Raw genomic sequence first — 22385 nt, forward strand, 5'->3', positions numbered from 1 at the left:
GCTCATTTATATATATAACTCTAATTTACTTTTAAACACTATCCTATTTATTTTAATAAGCCTTTGTTAACACCTTTATAAAGTATTATAAAGCTTATTAAAAATGATATACTTGCTACTAAAAAAGCAACTACTATAGATAAATACTTCATAATAACTCCTGATATAAGAGTTCCTCCCATTATACCTAATGTCATAAGTGTTGATGTCAATCCATTTATTTTTCCTAAATATTCTTGATCTGTAACTTTAGTTATAAGTGCCATTACATATCCACTAAGTATTCCACCTAGTATATTATCTATAAATTGAAGACTCATGGTAAATACCGGATTTGTTGAATATCCTTCAAAAAATACTGTTATAGCAAATACTCCTATAATAGTATATAATACTTTCATATTCATATATTTAGATATTGCTAAATATAGTCCACCACCAACGATTACTCCTACTCCTGCTATTCCTGAAAAAAACTGATAAAACTCTTTGCTAAGGCCTAGCCTTTCTGTTACTAAGAATATATCTAGATTATTAGCTATTCCCATAGCAAAGGCTACTATAAAAAATATTTTAGATAATAACTTTAGTATTTCTTTTTCATTTAAATATTTAAAAGTTAACTTTATATCTTCACTTATACCGCTACTCTCTATTTTTTCAAAATTTCTTTTAGGTAGTGTTAATAATAATAAAATAGATACTAAGAATAATCCTGATAATATTATTAGTGTTTTACCTATTCCAAAATTAAAGTAAAAGTAAGAACCTATAAATGGTCCTATAACAAAAAATCCAGAGCTTAAAAGCTGATTTATTCCAACAGCACTTTCTATATGTTCTTCATCTATATATTCCTTAAAATACTTTTGTGATGCAGGATATGAAAACTGTGTAACACTAGCAGAAACTAATACTGCTAGAAATATAGCTACTATATATCCTTTAGATATAGCTAAGCCTAGTATTATAAAGGATATAAAGCTAAATAAATCTCCACATATCATTAGTTTTTTAGGATTATACTTATCAGCTATTATACCTCCTATAAAAGTAAGCAAAAACATTGGTAAAAACTCTATAAAGTTAAGTGATGATATTGCTAATGGATCACTATTTGTTATATCCATTATAAAAAACATTATAGCTATATTTCTTATCCATATAGCCATTTGCTGTATTATGTCTGTTATAAGTATTGTTAAAAATACTTTATTTTTAATTAAATTCAAAATATATACCTCCTAAGATCTTGATGGATTTATTCTAATTTGTAGTAAAAATTATATTTTATTGTAGTGCATTAAAGTATCTTTGCTTATATTGAAAAGTTTACTAACTTGCTCTGTTAAAAGTTTCATATTTATCACCTTAAAATAATTATAAACTATGGTGTAAGACCATAGTCTATAATATTTTTAGCATTATATTTACTACTAAACTTAAATAATTTAGTTCATACTGTATAAAAATATATATAATACGTGTATAATGTAATTTACAAGATATGTAAAGGAGTTAAAAATGAATACATTTGAAAAATTGAACTTAAATGAAAATTTAATAAAGGGACTTAAAGAACAAAATATAACTTCTCCAACAGAAGTTCAATCTTTAACTATAAAAGATATATTAGACAATAAAGACTTATTAGTAAGCGCTCAAACGGGTAGTGGAAAAACTTTAGCTTATTTACTTCCTATGTTTGAAAAAATAGACGCTACGAAAAGAGAAACACAAGTATTAATACTTGCACCTACTCACGAATTAGTTATGCAAATAACTGAGCAAGCTAAAACTTTATCACAAAATTCCAATATGGATGTTACTGCCTTTTCTATAATAGGTGAAGTAAATATTCAAAAGCAAATAAAAAATATAAAATCTATAAAGCCTCATATAGTAGTTGGTACTTGTGGTAGAGTTTTAGATTTAATAAAACAAAAAAAACTTAAAGCACACACTATAAAAACTATAATACTTGATGAAGTTGATAGTTTACTTAGTGGTAAAAATGAAGAAGTTGTTGAAAGCATAATAAAAACTACACTAAGAGACAGACAAATATTAGGATTTTCAGCTAGTTTAAATGAAAACACTATAAGTATGTGCGATTACTTAATGAAGGATATGAAAATGCTTAAAACCAAAGATACGTTAGTAATAAATCCTAATATAGCTCATATGTATTTATATGGGGACAGAAGAGAAAAGTTTACATTACTTAGAAAATCTCTAGCTTCTGCTAATCCAAGTAGGTCTATAGTGTTTGTTAATGATGAAGATAGTATAGAAGTTATAACTGAAAAACTTAACTATCATAATTACAAAGCTGTGTGTATATCTGGTAAAATGACTAAGGAAGACAGAAAAAATGCACTTAGTGCTTTTAGAAGTGGTAAAGTCCGTATTTTAGTATCTTCTGACCTATCTGCTAGAGGATTAGATATAGTTGAGGTTAGTCATGTATTTAACTTAGACTTCCCACCTAGTAAAAATGAATATATACACAGATGTGGTAGAAGTGCCAGAGGAAATAGAAAAGGAACTGCAATATCTATAATAACTAATCAAAATCTATTTACTATAAGAGATTATAGAAGAAATTTTAAAATAGATATGAAGGCTGTCGAGTTAAAAAATGGTAAATTTATAGAGGTCGATTTTGATAAAATGAAAAAAGAAGCTAGAAAAAAGGCTAAAGAAAATGAAGTTAGAAAAGAAGAAAAGGTTAGTAAGAATAAAAAAGTAGATAAGTATGCTCACAAAAAAACTGACAAATATGCACATAAAAAATCTTCAGACAAGAAACTTAATAAAAATAAATAACAAAAAGACGGTGTCGTATTTCACGATACCGTCTTTTATAGTTGCTTTTGTAAGTAAGTTCTTATTATGTCTATTATCATTGTTGGATATTCTCTTATTAGATAATTAATTCTTACTCCCATAGTTGTAGTTGATGCTAAACCTTCATTGTCTAACCCTAATATATCTCCTATAAGCATAGCCCTTGTCAAATGAAAATCACTAGTTACTATTAATACTTTTTCATCTTCATCATTTCTTTTTTCTAATATATCTTTACTAAATACTAAATTTTCTAAAGTTGTTGTAGCTTTATCTTCTTCTATTATTTTAGATTCATCAACACCCTGGCTTATAAGATACTTTTTCATTGCATCAGCTTCTGTAGTAACAGCACCTTTTCCAAGACCACCTGATACTATTATATTTGTATCTTTGTTTAAATTATAATATTTAATAGCTTCATCTAACCTAGCTCGTAATGTTTTTCCAACTTTGTAGCCATTAAGACCTGCACCTAGTACTATTACATAATCTAACTTTTCTATGTCCTTAGCTTCTTTAAAGCCAAACATAGTGTAAATTATCATACTTTCTACTAGTATAAAAGATGATATAAATAATATTACTAGTACTGTATATACCTTATATAGTATTTTAATGTATTTATTATCTTTTTTATCATACAATCTTTTAATCACTATATTTAAGTATATTATACACAAATTTACCGTTATAAATACTGAACCGAAGGTTACTCCTTTTAATGCCATTACTATTATACTAAATATAAATAGAGCTATTATTTCTCTTAATCTTACCATCATTACACCTACACTTTAGTTGTTTTAATAATATTCTTGGTAATTATTTAAAATAGATTTAATACTATTATTCAAAGAAAGCACTTGAATACTCTACTACTCCACTCGTACCCTTAAATTTCTCTTTATTTAATACTAATACTTTAAAAACATCATTTGAAACTTCAAAGGGGGGTTTTATATAAAATTCATTAGCATTTATAAATCCAAACTTAGAATAATAACTAGGATGACCTAATACTACTATAGAAGAATATCCTAAATTTTTAGCTTTTTCTATAGATTCATTTATTAGTGCCTTACCTACTCCTTTATTTTGATGCTTTGGAAGTACCGAAATTGGAGCAAGCGCTAAAGATTCTCTAGATTCATTTTCATTCTTTATATTTATTTTAGTAAGTAAAGAATATCCAACTACTTCTTCATTTATTTCTGCCAATAAAGCTAATTCTCTTATATATTCATTACTATTTCTTAGCCTATCAACCAAGTTATGCTCATCTTTATCACTAAATTCTGTATTTTTAAAACTTTCTTTTACTACATTTTTTATTATCGGATAATCTTTATCTAGTTCACACCTTATGTTTATCATTATATTTTACTCCTTCAGACTACTTTTTATCATTTAATTATCACACATATATTAATAGTTTTCAATTATTCCATTTATATTATTTACTACTAAATTAATATAGATAAATGTAAATTTTATTCATTATATATTTTTGTTTATAATATAAAAAAGACCTAAGGATTACCTTAAGTCTTTTAGTATAAGTATTTTATATTATTTTTCATATCTATTTTTTACATCATTATAAACTTCTTCACTAACCTTATAAGTTCTTTTGTTTACGGATATTTTATACTCATTAGCATCTACTATTTCATAAAACTCTACATTAGAACCTGGATAAACTACTACTCCCGTTCCACTAATATTATTAAAGAAAAACATTATTTATCCCCCCTTTATCTCTTTATTATATTATTCAACATATTTATATATATTCCTCTTTTAAATATTTTTTAAATTTAGTTCTTCTTTTTTAATCAAAATTTATTTAACAAAAAGACAGGTATTTAAACCTGTCCTTATATATATTAAACGCTTGCTAGCTTATCTGTGTTGTTGTAGTTATATATCAAGTCTATAAGCCTTCCGCTTATATTTACAGCTATTAAAGACCAGAATATATCGTATGCAGATAGATATGATAATGATAATATAAGTATAACTACATCACTTATCATATAAACCTGACCTATTTTTAAAGATGTAATCTTAGAAATCACCAATGCTAAAGCATCATCTCCACCAGCTGCTGCACCTGCTCTAACTATTATACCAACACCTACCCCTACAAATAAACCAGATAATATAGTACCTAATAGTTTACTTTCAAGAACTGGTATTATAGGTCCTATTCCTTCAAATATAGAATAAAACACTGAGAAACTAAATGTAGCAAATAATGAATACATTAAAAATCTCTTTCCAAAGAACTTATATCCTACTGCAAATAAACTAATGTCTATTAGTATACTTGCCATAGATAAATCCACATTAAACACATTCTTTAGCAGTAGTAAAACTCCTAACACTCCACCTTCAGTTATATTATTTTGATAATTTAAATTAAATATTCCAAATGACAATATCATTGCCCCTAACAATATTAACATTATTTTTTTTACATTCGTCCGCCTATCCATAAACATCCCTTCCTATTTTTATAATTTATTAGCCAGTTCCTTTGACTTACTATCATTATATATATTTAAAATTATTTTGTATAGTGCATTTTTTGAAACTAAATATTATATAAGATTGACAAAATTTTTTCAAGGTATTTTTGTGGTTTTTTTTATAAACTTTTAAATCTTTTGAAGATACTAGTATTTTCAAAGGTTACATTCGTATTAATTTTTTACTATTCTTATATTAAATTTTTTTTAGTTTAGTATATATAATTTTGAGTTTATAAAAATTTTTGTTTTATTTAGTTTTACTAAACATAAAAAAGGAGGTATTTTAGCATAAATATCTCCTTTTTATTATTTTATAATATATATAATTTAAAATGATTATATAATTAAACATATGCTTACTTAAAATTTCATAGAATCTATAACATCATCTATGTGATCTGTTGCTTTTTTTATAGCTTCTAATCTTTCTTCTTCTGTATAACCTGTTCCATCTACTAATAAATCTTCAAATTTTTTAATTCCCATAAATTTAGCTATATCTTCTATATAGTTCACTCCTTTGTTAAAAGCAGGCTTTAATATCCAAGGAACATGAGCGCCTGATGATTGAATATAAATCATTGTTCTAGGTTTATCATCAAGTAAACCTTTAGGCTTTTTATTTTCATCACTAAAACTTATAGTTTTTTTATCTTGAATTATACAGTCTATATATTCTTTAAGTGGCGCTGGAAATGATAAACTCCACATAGGTGCTGCTATAACATATACATTCGCACTGATAAATTGATCACATAGTTTTCTAATTTTTTGTATTTCTTTTCTATCTTTATCGTCTAACTTTCTTGAATTTTCTTCACTTACTATGCAGTTTCTTTTTTCAAAGTATTGATACTCAAGTCTTGGTATATGTTCTTTATATAAATTAATTTCTTCAACGACAAAACCTTTATTTCTTTCTAAAAATCTATTTATAAATTTTCTTGCTACAGTTTTGCTTGATGATAAATTTTCAGGCTTTGAGTTTACGCTTATATATAGTAATTTTTTCATAATAACTCCCTTTCTTTATATAATTATTATTATTTTTAGTAACAATTATATTTTTATACTATATTTATACTCAAATAACTTTTTTATTTATATAATTATCTCTATTACTGTACTATTATTTACTTCACTTTTTATTTTACCACTATGTGCATTTACGATTTCTTTTGCCATAGACATACAAAGTCCAAAACCTTTATATGATTAGCCTGTATTAATTCATCTATAGTATTTTTCAAAAATATACTTTAGTTCTTCTTCATTCATTCCTTTTTCGTTATTGCTTAAAACTATATTTATATGAGTATTTTACTTTTTATTGTATTATTTTCTATATTTTTCTTCATTCATTTGTCTTCCTAATTTATGGTAATAAATACTAATTATATTATTCTTCTGTTTTCTTACAATCAATAGTATATGCTTAAAATTTAAAATATCTTAAATAAATCTTAATAAAAACTTACTTTCTTCTGAATTTTTTATAAACTCTATTTTTAATTTAAATATATATGATACAATAAAGTTCAAGTTTGTATCAAGGGGATGATAAAATGAAGATAAATAAAACTATAATCATATGTGTTATATCTGGTTTAATGTGTATTTTTATAGGGTCAAAAATTTTGAGTAAACAAAAAAATATAGATTTGGATGATATTAATGTTTCTAGATATATAAATATTGTTGACAAAGCTAGTGAAAATAAAGTTCAAGTAAATTGGAAATATGTATGTTCTATAGTAAGTGTTTTAAACAATAATAGTCAAAGTAAGGTAGACGATAATGAGATATTTAAAATTTCAAATATGTTTATAAAAGAAGATTCAGGTAAATATTATATAAATTCTCTAAAGGATGTTGTTGAGAAATTAAATTTAGATAAGAAAAAAACATCTTTAATATATAAATATATAGATGATTTAGAACATTATAGTTTAATACCTTATAAAACTTCACCAAATAGCAGCTATATGAAATTTATAAATGATATAAAAGAAGTTGCAATTGATAACTATAAAAAGTATAATATACTACCATCTATAACTATAGCTCAAGCAATATTAGAATCTAATTGGGGAAAATCTAGACTTTCTTCAGATTTTAATAACTACTTTGGTATAAAAGCTGATGCTAGCTGGAAGGGAGAATCTGTATCTCTTGAAACTAATGAATTTTATGATGATACTATAAATGATAAATTTAGAAAATATGAAAATAAATACGATTCTATTCGCGATCATGGTAAGTTTTTACATGAAAATAAAAGATATAAAAATAATGGAGTATTTGATGCAAAAACATATATAGCTCAAGCAATTGCCTTACAAAATGCTGGATACTCTACTATAGAAGATTCAAGTGGTAAACAAGTCTATGCACAATACTTGATAAATTTAATTAAACAGTATAATCTTCAACTAATAGACAGTGAAGTTGCTATTAATAAAAATAAATAATTATACATTTCCTAATGTAGATTCTGTAAGTATTTGACATATAGGTGAATATATTCACCTATGTGTCAAATACTACAAAGGAGTATTTCTAAATCATTTTTTATTGCTAGATTTACTTCTTTTTATTTTTAATATATATAATTATTTAATGATATAAAACATCTAATATATACAAAATAGATTACTTAAGTATTTTTACTTAGATAAGATTTAGCATATTCTATATCTTGATATATAAATCTATGTTTTATGTTATCACTTTTAAAGTTACATATTTTAAATACTAATTGTATAAAATGTCCAAGACAAAATGCTGTTATTAAAGTTCCTATACCTACTGGTCCCCCTAATAAGTATCCAAGCATTAAAGCACTAATTTCCATAGTTCCTCTTACTATCTTTATAGGCTTTTTAGTTATCTTTTGAAAAGCGATCATCATACCATCTCTAGGACCACTCCCAAGTTCACTTCCTAAATATAAAACCATTCCAAATCCCATAAAAGTCATTCCTATTATAAGCATTACTATGCCAACCCATAAATTATTAGAAACTGGTATTAGACCACTAAACAATATGATATCTAAAAACATTCCTATAAATATCATATTTAATATAGTTCCCCAACCAATTTTTTCACCTAGTATGACATCTATTATAACTAATATAAACCCTACTGCTATTGTAGCTGTTCCTATTGTTATTCCTATTTTATTAGCTATACCTTGGTGAAGTACATTCCATGGTGATAGACCTAGGTTGGCATTTACCATAAATGCTATACCCATGGCACAAAACAAGAATCCTAAAAATAATCTGATAAGTTTTTTTAATATTATACCCAAATCTCTTCCTCCCTCGTTACATTTATCAATTAAAACTATTATAATATAAATTTATTTATTTTAATATACTAATATACTAGTTTTTTATGTTTAATATACTTTAATATTAATAGAATTTTAATTTATTGTGTTCTAATATATATTTAGAATTTAACACATTAAGTACTAGTTAAATCAATACTTTAACTATATTTATTTATAATAATTAATCAAACTTTGTAGATTAGTATATAACATTTAAATGTTAAATCTAAGTTAAATAAAAAAAAAGTGTTGTCAATATATAATAATGGGAATATAATGACTATATAAATAAATAAGTCTCCCTGAGGGGGAGTAGCTTTCACACTTTGTGATAATCAATCGTCATGTCGGATAATATCCCGGTTGATTAGCAAGTACATAACTTGTTAGCAAGACCTTCAGAATAAATTTACATTTAATAATTTATTCATGAGGTCTTTTTTATTTGCAAAAAAAGCAAATGGAGGTATGTTAATGTTTTACAAAAAAAATATTGAAAAAGTCTTAAATGAGCTAGATTCTAGCTTACAAGGTCTAACACAAGAGGAATTTAATGAAAGGCTATCTAAGTATGGCTATAATGAACTAAAAGAAAAGGAAAAAACTTCTGTTTTTAAATTATTTTTAGAAACATTTAAAGATCCATTAGTTATTATTCTTTTAGTAGCGGCTCTAGTTCAAATATTCTTAGGTGAAGCAATTGAATCAGTTATAATATTTGCAGTTTTAATACTAAACTCCATATTATCAGTTGTCCAAACACAAAAAGCTGAAGGTTCACTTGATAGTTTAAAAAAATTATCAGTTCCTACTGCTAAAGTTATAAGAAATGGCATAAAGATTACTGTAGATTCAAGAGAACTAGTTCCCGGAGATGTAGTTATCCTAGAGGCTGGTGACTATGTCCCAGCAGATGGTAGAGTTATAGAATCTCAAAGTCTTAAAGTTGTTGAGGGAATGTTAACAGGTGAAAGTGAACCTGCCCTAAAACATGAAAACATAATAGAGGAAGAAGTTGCCCTTGGTGATCAAAAAAATATGGTATTTAGTGGCTCAATGGTAGTATATGGTAGAGGTGTTTATATTGTTACATCTACAGCTATGAATACTGAAATGGGTAAGATAGCACATATGCTAGACAATGCAGGAAATAAGCAAACACCACTTCAAATTAAATTAGATGAGTTTGGTAAAAAACTTGGAATTGGTATAGTAGGTTTAGCAGCTCTTATATTTGCTATCCAGCTTTTAAGAAATGCAAGTGTTATTGATTCATTTATGTTCTCAGTTGCTATTGCAGTTGCTGCAATACCTGAAGCATTATCTTCTATCGTTACTATAGTTTTAGCAGTTGGAACTAACACTATGGCTAAAAAACAAGCTATAATAAGAAAACTACCTGCAGTTGAAACGCTAGGTTCTACAAGTGTCATATGCACTGATAAAACTGGTACTTTAACTCAAAACAAAATGACTGTTGTAGATACTTATATGTATGGTTCTACTTCTAAAGTACTTGCTGATAATGTTGATGGTGAAATTGCTTTAACTAATAGTATTTCACTTAGTGAGTCTTCTTTAATACTTTGTGCTAGTCTTTGTAACGACTCAGATATAACTAGCGAAGGTATTGAAATTGGTGATCCAACAGAAATAGCACTTATGAACTATGCTAATAAAAATGAATTTAATTACAAATCTATAAGAGAAAAATATGAAAGAGTTGGAGAATTACCTTTTGATAGTGATAGGAAATTGATGTCTACTATTAATAAAATAGATGGTGACTTGGTAATGTTTACTAAAGGTGCCCCTGATATTGTATTTAGTAGATGCAATTATGCACTTGAGGACGGAGAGGTAGTTTCTATAACTGATGAAATAATAGAAAATTATAAAAGAAAAAATGAAGAATTTTCAAATAAAGCTCTTAGAGTTTTAGCTTTTGCAACTAAGAAAGTTAATGATACTAATTTAAACATAAGTGATGAAAATAATCTTACTTTAATAGGTCTTACTGCAATGATAGACCCTCCAAGAGAAGAAGTTTATGATGCAGTTAAAAATGCTAAAAATTCTGGTATAAAAACTGTTATGATAACAGGAGACCATAAAACTACTGCTGCTGCCATTGCTAAAGATATTGGAATAATGGAGACGGATGATATAGCCTTAACTGGTAAAGAACTTGATTTATTAAGCGATAAAGAGTTAGATGAAAAACTAGAACATATATCAGTTTATGCTAGAGTTTCACCAGAAAATAAAATAAGAATAGTAAAAGCATGGCAAAGAAAAGGTAAAGTATGTGCTATGACTGGTGATGGTGTTAATGATGCACCGGCACTTAAGCAAGCAGATATAGGTATAGGTATGGGTAGTGGTACTGAAGTTGCTAAAGATGCCTCTGCTATGATATTAGTTGATGATAACTTTGCTAGTATCGTTAATGCTGTTGAAGTTGGTAGAACAGTTTATACTAACATAAAAAAATCTATAACTTATTTATTCTCAGGTAACTTAGGTGGAATAATAGCTATACTATTTTCTGTATTTGCTAATTTACCTAATCCATTTACAACTATACAATTATTATTTATAAACTTAGTTACAGATTCTCTACCAGCAATTGCTCTTGGACTTGAACAGCCTGAAAAGTCTGTTATGAAAAATCCTCCAAGAGACGTTAATGAAAAAATATTATCAAAAGATACTTTAAAATCTGTATTAACTAGAGGTTCTATCATTGGTTTAGTTACTATAATAGCTCAATACATTGGTCTTAAGACTTCACCTGAAATGGGAGTGGCTATGGCCTTTTCAACTCTAACATTATCTAGAATAATACAGACTTTTGCATCAAGATCAAATACTGAAACTATATTTAAGATAGGATTTAAATCTAATAAATATGCATTAGGTGCTGTTGTTACTTGCTTAGGTATGTTTTCACTTACACTACTTCCATTTATGAGAGATATTTTCTCAATACCAAGTAATTACAACTTTACAAGCTTTATAACTTGTTTAGTATTAGCAATTATTAGTACATTATTAATGGAAGTAAGTAAATTTATAACTAAAAAGTAGTTTACTACATTTTGCTTAATATGCAACTACCCTTTTTGTCTATAAGTCTATCTATTGTATAATTAAGCAAAATGTTTTAAATAAATTATTTGTCTAAGGTTTATAACCTTAGACAAACTTATATTATATACTACATATATAGTATCTAACAAATCTCATTAATTAAATAGTATATTAAATTTTAAATATTTAGGAGGAAAAAATGAGTAATTTAGATTCAGACCCCGGGAATTTGATCCCACAATTAGCTTTAATAGTAATACTTACAAGTATTAATGCATTCTTTGCTTCAGCAGAAATGGCTATAGTTTCTGTTAACAAATCAAAAATCAAATCTCTAAGCGATGAAGGTAATAAAAAGGCAATTTTACTTCAAAGGCTTATAGCAGAACCTAGTAACTTTTTATCTACTATACAAATTGGTATAACACTAGCTGGTTTTTTCTCAAGTGCATCTGCTGCTACTGGGCTATCTAGTTATTTAGAAACATTATTAATCCCATTAAATATTCCATACACTAGTGAAATATCTATGATAAGTATAACTTTGCTATTATCATACTTTACACTAGTTTTTGGTGAGTTAGTACCTAAAAGAATAGCTCTTAAAAAAGCTGAACATATAGCATTATTTTCTGTAAAGCCTGTTTATCTCATATCTATAATCGCTAAACCATTTATAAAAATACTTTCTATGTCCACTTCTCTAGTTTTAAAGTTAACTAGAAATAATGATATTGATATAGAAGAAAAAGTATCTGAAGAAGAATTAAGATCTCTTATAATACAGTCTCAAGAAGATGGCTGTATAGAATATGATGAAAAGCAAATGATATATAAAGTATTTGACTTTAATGATAAGTTGGCTAAAGAGATAATGACTCCAAGAAGTGATACTTTTTTAATAGATATAGATGATGATATAAATACTATATTAAATGAAATATGTGATCTAAATTATTCAAGAATACCAGTTTATAAAGATGATATAGATAATATAGTAGGTGTATTGTATGTTAAAGATTTATTTAATGAAGCCAGAAAAGTAGGATTTGAAAATGTTAAATTAGAAAACCTTCTTCATGAACCTTATTTTGTTCCGGAAATTAAAAGAACTAATGAACTATTTAAGGTTTTAAAAGAAAAAAAAATACATCTTTCTTTATTATTTGATGAATATGGAGGTTTTAGCGGAATAGTTACATTAGAAGACTTAATAGAAGAAATTGTAGGTGATATAGAGGATGAATATGATTTGGATGAGAAACCTATAAAGAAAATTGATGATAAAAATTATATAGTCAAAGGTTCTTTATCTATAAATGATTTTAATGAAGAATTTGAACTTGATTTAGATGAAGGAGATTATGATACTTTAAATGGTTATTTAATAACTAATTTAGATGAAATTCCTGATGAAAATACAGAGATTTTAATAAATAATATTAAATTTACTGTACTGAAAGTTGAAAACAGAAGAATTCAAGATATTAAAATTCATTTTAATAATGTATTTCATGGGATGGATAATTAAAATTATTATATAATTAATTTTTATATGAAAATGAGTTATCTTTATATAAAGATAACTCATTTTATGTTATAAAAATATAATCCTATAATTCGTAATTTTCATTTATATAGTTAAGCATTTGATCACCTAATAGCATATAATAATATATGGTATACAAATAGTCAGAAAAAATTAATTTGCTTGCTTCTGGGTCATCTTTTAAAAGTCCATCTATCAATATTAATTGATCTCGTAGAAGTGCTTGATATACAGATGATAATATTTGCAGTTGATCTGCAACAAATATATCTGACTGAGAATCTTTATATATTCTTTTATGCCTTTCTAGATTGTTAGATACCTCTTCTAGTTGATTTATATATGATGTTATTTGTGGTTTTAGTATCTCACTTTTTTCCTTTATAGTTTTAGTATTTATATCTATAGTTCTCATATTGTCTCTTATCATTTTAAGATTTTTAAATATATTAGCAAGAGTTTCCTTATCTTTAAGACCTTGTACTACCACAGGCACTTTGTTTATTTTATTTTCAACAGCATATGTTTTGTTTGTAAAAATACCCATACAAAGCAGTATACTAGTTATAGTTAATATTACTTTAGTAGACTTATTTTTCATTAAAATTCTCCTTTTACTAAGTTGTTGTATATTCATATTATCTACATTACAACTATTATTATTCTTTGTAAAATTAAAAATACAGTTCTTTTTTATATAATTTTTTAAAGCAAATTATTTATAAAAATAAAAAAACTATAGTAATTACTATAGTTTTTTTATTTCCATTTTTCTAATACTTCTATCATAAATTTGGCTACATCTATTTTATATATTTCTTTTAAGTTATCTCCTTTAAATACATCTATTGATTTTCCATATGCTACTATTTCTCCATTATTAACTAAACATACATCATCGCTAAAAAAGTGTACTAAATTTAAGTCATGAAGTACTCCAATTACTATTTTATTTTTTTCTTTAGCCCAAGTAGATAGATGCTTTAGTAACTCTATTTGATACTTCAAGTCCAAGTGGTTAGTTGGTTCATCAAGAAGTATTACATCTGGATCTTGAGCAAATGTTCTAGCTAAGAATACCCTTTGAAGCTGACCTCCTGACAATTCAGTTATAGGCTTATCTTTAATGTCTAATAATCCTACTTTATCTATTGAATCTAATATTATCTCTTTATCCTTTTTATTTAATGAATTAAATATACCACTAGAGTGTGCATATCTTCCAAGCGATACTGTTTCATATATACTATATGGAAAGTATATTTGACTTATTTGGCTCATAAGTGCTATTTTAGTAGCTAATTGCTTTCTACTTAAAGTATTTACTTCATCATTATCTATTTTTATACTACCTCTATAATCTATAATATTTGCAATGGACTTTAGCAATGTACTTTTACCACATCCATTTGGTCCTACTATACATAAATTTTTACCCTTTTCTACTTTAAAATTTACATTTTTTATTATATCTACATTATCATAGCTACAATAAAGATTTTTAACTTCTAACATATTATGACCTCTTACCTTTACTAAAATATACATAAGCAAAAAATGGCGCACCAATTATAGCTGTCACAGCACCTACTGGTAGTTCTGCTGGTGTTACTATAGTTCTTGCTATTAAGTCTGTTATTACCATTAAACTCCCACCAAATACAAATGACATCGGTATTACATAAGAATGTTTAGAACCAAATATACGTCTAACTATATGAGGTGCTATCAAGTCTACAAATCCTATAGTCCCACTTAATGCTACCGCACTTCCTGTAAGTATTGCTGAAAATATGAATAATCTTTTTTTTACTTTAGTAGTGTTTACTCCAACAGCTTTAGCTTGTTCTTCACCAAAAGTTAATATATCCATTTCTTTTGTATATATTAAAATACCAACTAAACCTATTATACAAAATGGTATTATAGCCTTAACTGCTGAGAAGCCTTTCATAGCAAAACTTCCCATTTGCCATAGACTTATACTTTTTAAATCTTCACTAAATAAAGCTGTTAAAGTTGTTAAAAGTGCATTTACGAATAAAGAAAATACCATACCTGCAAGTATTATAGTATTATTTGACATTGTTTTATCTATTTTAGAGGAAAATACTATAACTCCATATACTGTAAAAAGCCCAAATAAAAAACCTACTAAAGGTAGAGTTAAGTTTCCTAAAAAAGATATATGTACTCCAAGTATTATAACTAGACCCGCACCTAGTGATGCACCTGATGATACTCCTAAAGTGTATGGAGATGCTAGTTCATTTTTAAGAATAGATTGGACTACTGATCCACTTACAGCAAGTGAACCTCCAACTAAAAATGCTAGTAATACTCTTGGTACTCTAAGGGACCATATTATAGATACATCTTTAGGATTTATATTATCTCCTAGTGATATACTAAATATCTTATGAAGAAGTATCTGTGCAGTGTCTATTATATTAATATTGGAACTTCCTATAGAAGTTCCAATACAAAATATTATAAATACTATTGGGATAGAAAGTATTGCCCACTTTCTAGTTGTTGTATACATTTGGATATATCGCCTTTGCCATCTCATTTAGGGCTTTTATTATATGTTGAGATGGACGAGATGATGAATTTGTATCTATTTGATAAACTTGATTATTTTTTACTGCATTTATATTTTCCCATCCTTCTCTATTTTTGATTTTATCAACTGGATTTTCTATGTAGCCATCATTAGTTAATATAACATCTGGATTTTTATCTATTATCGTTTCTGCACTTGGTGATATCCAAGCATTTTCATCTTTAAGTATATTTTCTGCTCCTACTAATTCTATCATTTCATTTAAGAATGTCGAGTTACCAAAGCTGAAAAGATTTGGAGATGAACCTATTTCAAAATAAACTTTTTTCTTATCTTTTATATCTTTACCTTTTTTAGCTATATCCTCAATTTGAGATTTTGTATTTTCTACTATTTTTTTGCCTTTTTCCTTAGTGTTAGTTACTTCAGATATAAAAGTTATATCGTCATATATCCCTTGTATACTATTACTACTTGGTATATAAGCTACACTTATTCCGGCTTCTTCAACTAGCTTAAATGGATCTTCAGTTGAACCAGTTTTGTTATGCCCTGATGCTACTATTATGTCAGGCTCTAATCCTATTATTTTTTCTGCATCTGGATTAGAAAAATCTATTAATTCTACATTATCTGGTATACCAGCGACATCTGCTGAATACTTATCTACTGCTACTAACTTATCAGCAAGTCCAAGTTCTACTAATACTTCAGTATTAGATGGTGCTGTTGATATTATTTTATCTATTTTATTTGGTACTTTAATATCTCTACCTTCTCTATCTTTTATAACCACTTCTTTACTTGAACATCCAACCACTGTAAGCATTACCAAGGTTACAGCCATTATTATACTTAATATTTTCTTTTTCATATTTTACTCCTTATTTTTAATTTCTATTTATAAATTATGTTTCTTCTACGTTGTCGTCTTTATTTAGTTTTAGAGACAATACAAAGAAATATCCTGAGAGTAGATTTGCAAAGTCAAATAATAACTCATCTACTTAATTGATCTGCTTTTTTGTCTATGCATTAATCTAAATAATTTTTTAATTAATCTCTTAAATCTTAATTCTCTATATGCCCTTGAAAGTCATATAGTATTTGATATTTCATCTAAAAATAAATAAATTAGATATTTTGATATATTTATACTCCTTTCTTAAAAATTTTAATTTTTACGCAAACAAAATATCATCCTTAACTTAGTTTACTATCATACTATGTCAAAATTATGTCATTTTTGTGTTAATTTAAGCAAATTTATACTTTATTATTTATATATTGTTTTAATATATCTAAAATACAAATACCTTGCTGTTTAACACTACTTTTTACCTTAATACTGATTGTTTTTGTCTGAAATGATAATTATAGGAATTAAGCACAAAAAGCATACTCTTAGAGTATGCTAAATTATTCAAGTTAATTATATACCCTACCCTCAGAAGGCAATAGATTAAAAAGTACTGGCAGGTATCCCGGCTTAACTTCATCCTACTTTCTTGCCTTCCCGAATTTTCAGTGGCTTTTAAGATTTCGTCAGTTTTACGGTTACTGGGGTAGCTTAGAATTTTCATCTAATTCCCTATTAAGTCTAATCGACGCCTAATACTTTATATTTATTAAATTTTATATATTTTGGTATTATATACCCAATTTAATTATATCAAAACCTTTATTTATAATCTACTTTAAATATTTACTCTATATAAGTTGTATAAACAAGTACTCTAAATTAATAAATTTTATTTTAATATTTTTTTTAACAATTTTAATTTATCTTTATAAGGTGCGTATCTAACTGGTATATCTATTAAATTTGACTTTTTAAGTATACTCTTTTTATGTGTAAAGGTATCAAAACTTTTCTTACCATGGTAAGAACCCATTCCACTAGTTCCTCTCCCTCCAAATGGAAGATTTGAAGTGGCTAGATGGATTATAGTATCATTTATACACCCGCCTCCAAAAGCTATATTATCTGTTATGTATTTTTCAATATCTTTATTTTTAGTAAATAAATATAGTGCTAGTGGATTTGGATATTTTTTTACTATTTCTATTATATCTTTATAATCTTCATAAGTTATTATAGGAAGTAGTGGTCCAAATATTTCTTCATTCATTATAGGATAAGTGTGGTCTATATTATCTATAATAGTTGGTGCTATTTTTAATTTAGATTCATCTATATTTCCACCTATAATTACATCTGTGTTTTTCATAAGATTATTTAATCTATCAAAATGTGTTTTGTTTATTATTTTAGGATAGTCCACACTTTCAATTGGATTATCTCCATAAAACTTAATTATATATTTTTTCATATTATCTATTAAATCTTTTTTTATATCTTTATGAACTATAATATAATCAGGTGCTACACAAGTTTGACCTGCATTTAAAAATTTACCCCACACTATTCTTTTAGCACTTAGATCTACATTTGCTGACTTTTCTACTATACAAGGGCTTTTCCCTCCTAATTCAAGTGTTACTGGTGTCAAATATTTAGCTGCTTTGTTCATTACTATCTTTCCTACATTTACACTACCTGTAAAGAATATATAATCAAATCTTTCTTCTAGTATTTGTTGGTTAACTCCTATTCCACCTTCTATTACGTTTATATATCCTCTTTCAAAGTACTTATTTACAATATCAACTATTACCTTAGAAGTATGAACTGAAAACTCTGATGGCTTAAGTATTGAACAGTTTCCACCAGCTATAGCACCTATAAGCGGAGATATTGTTAATTGGAAGGGATAGTTCCAAGGAGCCATTATAAGTACTACTCCATAAGGTTCACTTACTATATAACTTTTAGCAGGAAACTGAGTTATAGGAGTTGATACTTTCTTATTTTTACTCCATCTTTTTAAATGTTTTATAGTGTAGCTTATCTCCTCTAACACTATACCAATTTCAGTTTCATATCCTTCAAAATCTGATTTTCCTAAATCTTTATAAAGTGCATTTAGTATAGCTTCTTCGCTTTCTATTATAGCTTTTTTAAGAGTTTTTAATTTATCTAATCTAAAGTTTATATCCTTAGTCTTATTACTTTCAAAGTACCTCCTTTGGTTGTTTATTATATCTTTTATCAATTTATCATCTCTTTTCTAATAAATTTACATATATTGTATTATTATAATTATATATTATTTATTAAATATTTTGGAGGTTGTTATGACCTATTTATTGTTATTTTTTATGACTATATCTTTAATAAATATAATTGTCTTTTATTTCCTATCTTATCACTCACCCATCCTGCGATAGGTACCCCTAGCTCAAATACAAATAAGTATATTGATATAATTGATGAAGTATAGGAAGTAATGCACTCAATACATCTTGTCCATAAAAATGAAATAAAGCAACTACGCCTCCATATATAGTCTCCCAGAAATGCAATAGCACACAACATTATTATTTTGTATTTTAAACTACATTTTTTAATTTCCTCTCTTATAGCTTTCTTTTTGCCATTACACTTAGACTGATATAGTTTAACTTTTTGTATCTTAAATATTACATATATAAGTGTAAGTAATATTCCTCCTGAAGATAAATAAAATACAACATCATAACTTCCAGTGTTTGATAATATGTATCCAGCAATAGCAGCACCTATTCCTCCACCTAATGTAAAAACAGCTGCTGCTAATCCTGTACTTTCTCCTCTTTTTCTTACTTCTACAGATCTTGATAATATAGAATAAGTAGCAGGTGCTGCCATTCCAAGTACCGCCTCTTGTATTACATATAAACATCATATATAATTATACTATATTAAATAAGGAGCAATCTTTTTAGATAGCTCCTCGTTTTTATCAATTTATTTAAAATTCATAACATTTAAATTATATTCTGTCTTTAAATATTTATATATTTTTTAATTTAAGTTTATATGAATATGATTTTTTCCTTCTCCGTATCTATTTAAAGGTTTTACAGTAGGTCCTTCTAATATGTTTCCTTTATAATCATACCTAGAAGCATGACATGGACAGTCCCAAGTCTTTTCTGACGAATTAAATCTAAGCTCACAACCTAAATGAGTACAAGTTATATCAACTATATAAAGTTCGTCATTAAAATGTCTATAAGCGCCATATCTTTTTCCATCAATAGTTATAACTTGTCCTTCTCCTTTTTCTATATATAATTCTTCTTTTCCTATATTAAATTTCCCTTTTATATACTCTATTGTCATATTTAAATTTTCTTTATAAAAATCTGTTGTTAAATAGCTACTTTTTCTAGATGGATTAAATAGATTTTCATATATGGATTCTTTTTTAGCTATAAGATCACTTATTACCATTGCTGATAAAGTTCCATTACTCATCCCCCATTTAGAAAATCCTGTAGCTACATATACATTGTCTTGCTTTTTGTTTATATGTCCTATATAAGGTAGGTAGTCATAACTTATATAATCTTGAGCTGACCATTGATATTTAAATTCTTTAATTTTAAATTTATCTTTTGCATAATCTTTTAATTTTTCATATATTTCTTCTTCATTTTTACACTGGCCAACTTTATGATCTCCACCTCCAAATATTAATAGTTTTTTATTATCCTCATTATAAGTTCTAAATGTTATGCCTTGTTCTTCAACTCCTAAAAACACTCCTGGCATTATGTCTTTTTCTAGTTTACCAGCTATTAGATAAGACCTTCCTCCTTTTTCTTTTGCAAAGTAAAAGTTTTTGCCATCATACCAAGGCATATGTGATGCTACTACAACTATATCTGCAGAAATTTTATTATTTTTGTTAGTTCTTAATTCACAAACTTCTCCTTTATCAAAATCAACTATCGGTGTATTCTCATAAACTTTAACACCTAAATTTAGGCATTCTTTTAGTAATCTATCTATATATTTTTTAGGATTGAATTGCCCTTGATTTTTAAAACTAATAGCTCCCTTCACATCTACCGGTAAGTCTAAACTTTCATGATACTCGCAATCAATACCTATTTTTTTGCAAATTTCATATTCTTCTTTTAATTCTTCTAAGTAGTTTTCATTTTGTGCAAGCATATATGAGTCTTCTCTTTTGAAATTACAGTCTATATTGTGTTCTTTTATTATTTTCTCAATTAGATTAAGTGCTTGATTATTACCTTCATAGTATAATTTAGCATCTTTTATTCCGTACTTTTGGTTTATCTTTGAATATATTATTCCATGTTGTGAAGTTATCTTTCCAGTATTTCTCCCAGAACCTCCATAACCTATTTTATTAGCATCAACAATAGTAGATTTTAAACCATTTTTAGCTAATAAATAAGCTGTTGTAACTCCTACTATTCCTCCACCAACTATTAGTATATCTGTTTTTATATTTTTTTCTAAGCTTTTTAATCCACTATGCTTAGAACTTAAAATCCAATAAGATTCATTCATCATATTTCTCCTTAATTTAATTTGTACATAATATAGTATATTTCCCATTAAAGTAGGTAATTATTATAAATATTAAGCTTAAATCTACAAATAAATCACCATAAATACATAAATTAAAAAGCTATCTTACAAAGTAAGATAGCTTTTTTGTTATTTTAGTTAATTTTATTTATAAAATTAACTAATTCTTATTATTTGTATATTAACTGAATTTGGTATTGTTTTTATATTTCTACTAGAGAAATTATATAGGTCAAGTTCTTCTTCACTATCTCCAGTAGTATATATAGCTCCATTACTAATTGAATTTTTAATGCCTTCTTCACAGTACGCTAGTGATCCTTTGATTAAAGCTTCATTTACTCTAAGTCCAACTATATAAGTATTATACGAATTTCCTGTTACTGTATACTTGATATAATATGTGGCATTTGGAGATAAAACTATAGTCTTTCCATCATTTTTGACACTTATACCTTCACCATTTATAAAACTAGAATTAAATACAAATCTTGATGTTGGATTAATATTTGCTGATTCTGATTGAACTAGATAAGCATTATTTTGAACTATTGAATCTCCCTTTTCTCCTCTTGGTCCTTGTGGTCCTATCTTACCTTGAGGTCCTTGATCTCCCTTTTCTCCTTTTGACCCCTGTGGTCCTATCTTACCTTGAGGCCCTATTTCTCCTTTAAGTCCTGGTTCTCCTTGTTCTCCTCTTGGCCCCTGTGGTCCTACCTTACCTTCTGGCCCTGATTCTCCTTTTTCCCCTCTTAGTCCTTGTGGTCCTATCTTACCTTCTGGCCCTGGTTCTCCTTGTTCTCCTTTTGGTCCTTGTGGTCCTATCTTACCTTGAGGTCCTGGTTCCCCTTTTGCTCCTTGTGGCCCTATCTTACCTTCTGGTCCTTGATCTCCTTTTTCTCCTTTTGGTCCTTGTGGACCTATCTTACCTTCTGGTCCTTGATCTCCCTTTTCTCCTCTTGGTCCCTGTGGTCCTATCTTACCTTCTGGTCCTGGTT

Annotated in this window: 18 protein-coding genes and 1 riboswitch; of the genes, 4 read left to right on the top strand and 14 right to left on the bottom strand. The window is 26.8% G+C overall.

The annotated features are described in order from the left end of the window. Window positions 1–47 precede the first annotated feature (47 nt). Complete coding sequence (locus I4U89_RS05150; protein WP_195938972.1) at window positions 48–1232, bottom strand: MFS transporter; 1185 nt, start codon at window positions 1230–1232, stop codon at window positions 48–50. Between the two features lie 292 nt (window positions 1233–1524). On the opposite strand from I4U89_RS05150, the gene I4U89_RS05155 reads away from it, so the two are divergent. Further along, window positions 1525–2829 carry a DEAD/DEAH box helicase gene (locus I4U89_RS05155; RefSeq protein WP_195938974.1) on the top strand — a complete coding sequence of 435 codons (1305 nt, stop codon included), beginning with the start codon at window positions 1525–1527 and terminating at the stop codon, window positions 2827–2829. A 35-nt stretch (window positions 2830–2864) separates the two neighbouring features. Here I4U89_RS05155 and I4U89_RS05160 read toward each other — a convergent pair whose 3' ends face one another. The 5 genes from I4U89_RS05160 to I4U89_RS05180 form a co-directional block, all read right to left on the bottom strand. Next, on the bottom strand, window positions 2865–3632 hold the full coding sequence (locus tag I4U89_RS05160; RefSeq protein WP_195938976.1) for a YdcF family protein: 768 nt from the start codon (window positions 3630–3632) through the stop codon (window positions 2865–2867). A 67-nt stretch (window positions 3633–3699) separates the two neighbouring features. After that, window positions 3700–4227 carry a GNAT family N-acetyltransferase gene (locus I4U89_RS05165; RefSeq protein ID WP_195938979.1) on the bottom strand — a complete coding sequence of 176 codons (528 nt, stop codon included), beginning with the start codon at window positions 4225–4227 and terminating at the stop codon, window positions 3700–3702. A gap of 195 nt (window positions 4228–4422) precedes the next feature. Next, window positions 4423–4593 (bottom strand): hypothetical protein, encoded by a 171-nt coding sequence (locus I4U89_RS05170; RefSeq protein ID WP_195938981.1) that lies wholly within the window; start codon window positions 4591–4593, stop codon window positions 4423–4425. Between the two features lie 146 nt (window positions 4594–4739). Continuing rightward, window positions 4740–5351, bottom strand: a complete 612-nt coding sequence (locus tag I4U89_RS05175) for a YitT family protein (protein WP_195938983.1) — start codon at window positions 5349–5351, stop codon at window positions 4740–4742. 396 nt (window positions 5352–5747) lie between these two features. Continuing rightward, window positions 5748–6401, bottom strand: coding sequence for an FMN-dependent NADH-azoreductase (locus I4U89_RS05180; protein ID WP_195938984.1), 654 nt, complete (start codon window positions 6399–6401; stop codon window positions 5748–5750). Between the two features lie 551 nt (window positions 6402–6952). Here I4U89_RS05180 and I4U89_RS05185 point away from each other — a divergent pair. Then, window positions 6953–7858: a glycoside hydrolase family 73 protein gene (locus I4U89_RS05185; RefSeq protein WP_195938986.1), complete on the top strand. Its 906-nt coding sequence runs from the start codon at window positions 6953–6955 to the stop codon at window positions 7856–7858. Between the two features lie 185 nt (window positions 7859–8043). On the opposite strand, the gene I4U89_RS05190 is transcribed toward I4U89_RS05185, so the two are convergent. Continuing rightward, on the bottom strand, window positions 8044–8703 hold the full coding sequence (locus tag I4U89_RS05190) for a YczE/YyaS/YitT family protein (RefSeq protein ID WP_243279136.1): 660 nt from the start codon (window positions 8701–8703) through the stop codon (window positions 8044–8046). Window positions 8704–9201: 498 nt separating this feature from the next. Between I4U89_RS05190 and I4U89_RS05195 the strand changes: the two genes are divergently transcribed. Together I4U89_RS05195 and I4U89_RS05200 are read left to right on the top strand one after the other, a co-directional pair. Continuing rightward, entirely contained in the window at window positions 9202–11817 is a 2616-nt protein-coding gene (locus I4U89_RS05195; protein WP_195938988.1) for a cation-translocating P-type ATPase, read from the top strand. A gap of 202 nt (window positions 11818–12019) precedes the next feature. Next, a complete protein-coding gene (locus I4U89_RS05200; protein ID WP_195938990.1) occupies window positions 12020–13351 on the top strand; it encodes a hemolysin family protein in 1332 nt (443 codons plus the stop codon). A gap of 82 nt (window positions 13352–13433) precedes the next feature. On the opposite strand, the gene I4U89_RS05205 is transcribed toward I4U89_RS05200, so the two are convergent. From I4U89_RS05205 to I4U89_RS05235, 7 genes are all read right to left on the bottom strand, one after another. Further along, window positions 13434–13970: a hypothetical protein gene (locus I4U89_RS05205; RefSeq protein WP_195938992.1), complete on the bottom strand. Its 537-nt coding sequence runs from the start codon at window positions 13968–13970 to the stop codon at window positions 13434–13436. Between the two features lie 158 nt (window positions 13971–14128). Next, window positions 14129–14884: an ABC transporter ATP-binding protein gene (locus I4U89_RS05210; protein ID WP_195938994.1), complete on the bottom strand. Its 756-nt coding sequence runs from the start codon at window positions 14882–14884 to the stop codon at window positions 14129–14131. Window position 14885: 1 nt separating this feature from the next. Beyond that, complete coding sequence (locus tag I4U89_RS05215; protein ID WP_195938996.1) at window positions 14886–15914, bottom strand: FecCD family ABC transporter permease; 1029 nt, start codon at window positions 15912–15914, stop codon at window positions 14886–14888. Further along, window positions 15898–16809, bottom strand: coding sequence for an ABC transporter substrate-binding protein (locus I4U89_RS05220; protein WP_195938998.1), 912 nt, complete (start codon window positions 16807–16809; stop codon window positions 15898–15900). The genes I4U89_RS05215 and I4U89_RS05220 overlap by 17 nt, the downstream gene beginning before the upstream one ends. Window positions 16810–17392: 583 nt before the next feature. Further along, a riboswitch (cobalamin riboswitch) is annotated at window positions 17393–17566 on the bottom strand. A 120-nt stretch (window positions 17567–17686) separates the two neighbouring features. Continuing rightward, entirely contained in the window at window positions 17687–19051 is a 1365-nt protein-coding gene (locus tag I4U89_RS05225) for an aldehyde dehydrogenase (protein ID WP_195939000.1), read from the bottom strand. 110 nt (window positions 19052–19161) lie between these two features. Then, window positions 19162–19707 carry an MFS transporter gene (locus I4U89_RS05230; RefSeq protein ID WP_330615534.1) on the bottom strand — a complete coding sequence of 182 codons (546 nt, stop codon included), beginning with the start codon at window positions 19705–19707 and terminating at the stop codon, window positions 19162–19164. 135 nt (window positions 19708–19842) lie between these two features. Next, window positions 19843–21366 (bottom strand): FAD-dependent oxidoreductase, encoded by a 1524-nt coding sequence (locus I4U89_RS05235; RefSeq protein ID WP_195939004.1) that lies wholly within the window; start codon window positions 21364–21366, stop codon window positions 19843–19845. Between the last annotated feature and the right edge of the window lie 1019 nt (window positions 21367–22385).

The sequence above is a fragment of the Romboutsia sp. 1001713B170131_170501_G6 genome (genome assembly GCF_015668195.1).
Classification (GTDB): Bacteria; Bacillota; Clostridia; order Peptostreptococcales; family Peptostreptococcaceae; genus Romboutsia_C.

Excerpts from the sequence above, each read along its gene's own strand:
- I4U89_RS05155 (WP_195938974.1), top strand. The coding sequence starts at position 1,525 with ATGAATACATTTGAAAAATTGAACTTAAATGAAAATTTAATAAAGGGA.
- I4U89_RS05160 (WP_195938976.1), bottom strand. The coding sequence starts at position 3,632 with ATGGTAAGATTAAGAGAAATAATAGCTCTATTTATATTTAGTATAATA.
- I4U89_RS05165 (WP_195938979.1), bottom strand. The coding sequence starts at position 4,227 with ATGATAAACATAAGGTGTGAACTAGATAAAGATTATCCGATAATAAAA.
- I4U89_RS05170 (WP_195938981.1), bottom strand. The coding sequence starts at position 4,593 with ATGTTTTTCTTTAATAATATTAGTGGAACGGGAGTAGTAGTTTATCCA.
- I4U89_RS05175 (WP_195938983.1), bottom strand. The coding sequence starts at position 5,351 with ATGGATAGGCGGACGAATGTAAAAAAAATAATGTTAATATTGTTAGGG.
- I4U89_RS05180 (WP_195938984.1), bottom strand. The coding sequence starts at position 6,401 with ATGAAAAAATTACTATATATAAGCGTAAACTCAAAGCCTGAAAATTTA.
- I4U89_RS05185 (WP_195938986.1), top strand. The coding sequence starts at position 6,953 with ATGAAGATAAATAAAACTATAATCATATGTGTTATATCTGGTTTAATG.
- I4U89_RS05195 (WP_195938988.1), top strand. The coding sequence starts at position 9,202 with ATGTTTTACAAAAAAAATATTGAAAAAGTCTTAAATGAGCTAGATTCT.
- I4U89_RS05200 (WP_195938990.1), top strand. The coding sequence starts at position 12,020 with ATGAGTAATTTAGATTCAGACCCCGGGAATTTGATCCCACAATTAGCT.
- I4U89_RS05205 (WP_195938992.1), bottom strand. The coding sequence starts at position 13,970 with ATGAAAAATAAGTCTACTAAAGTAATATTAACTATAACTAGTATACTG.
- I4U89_RS05210 (WP_195938994.1), bottom strand. The coding sequence starts at position 14,884 with ATGTTAGAAGTTAAAAATCTTTATTGTAGCTATGATAATGTAGATATA.
- I4U89_RS05215 (WP_195938996.1), bottom strand. The coding sequence starts at position 15,914 with ATGTATACAACAACTAGAAAGTGGGCAATACTTTCTATCCCAATAGTA.
- I4U89_RS05220 (WP_195938998.1), bottom strand. The coding sequence starts at position 16,809 with ATGAAAAAGAAAATATTAAGTATAATAATGGCTGTAACCTTGGTAATG.
- I4U89_RS05235 (WP_195939004.1), bottom strand. The coding sequence starts at position 21,366 with ATGAATGAATCTTATTGGATTTTAAGTTCTAAGCATAGTGGATTAAAA.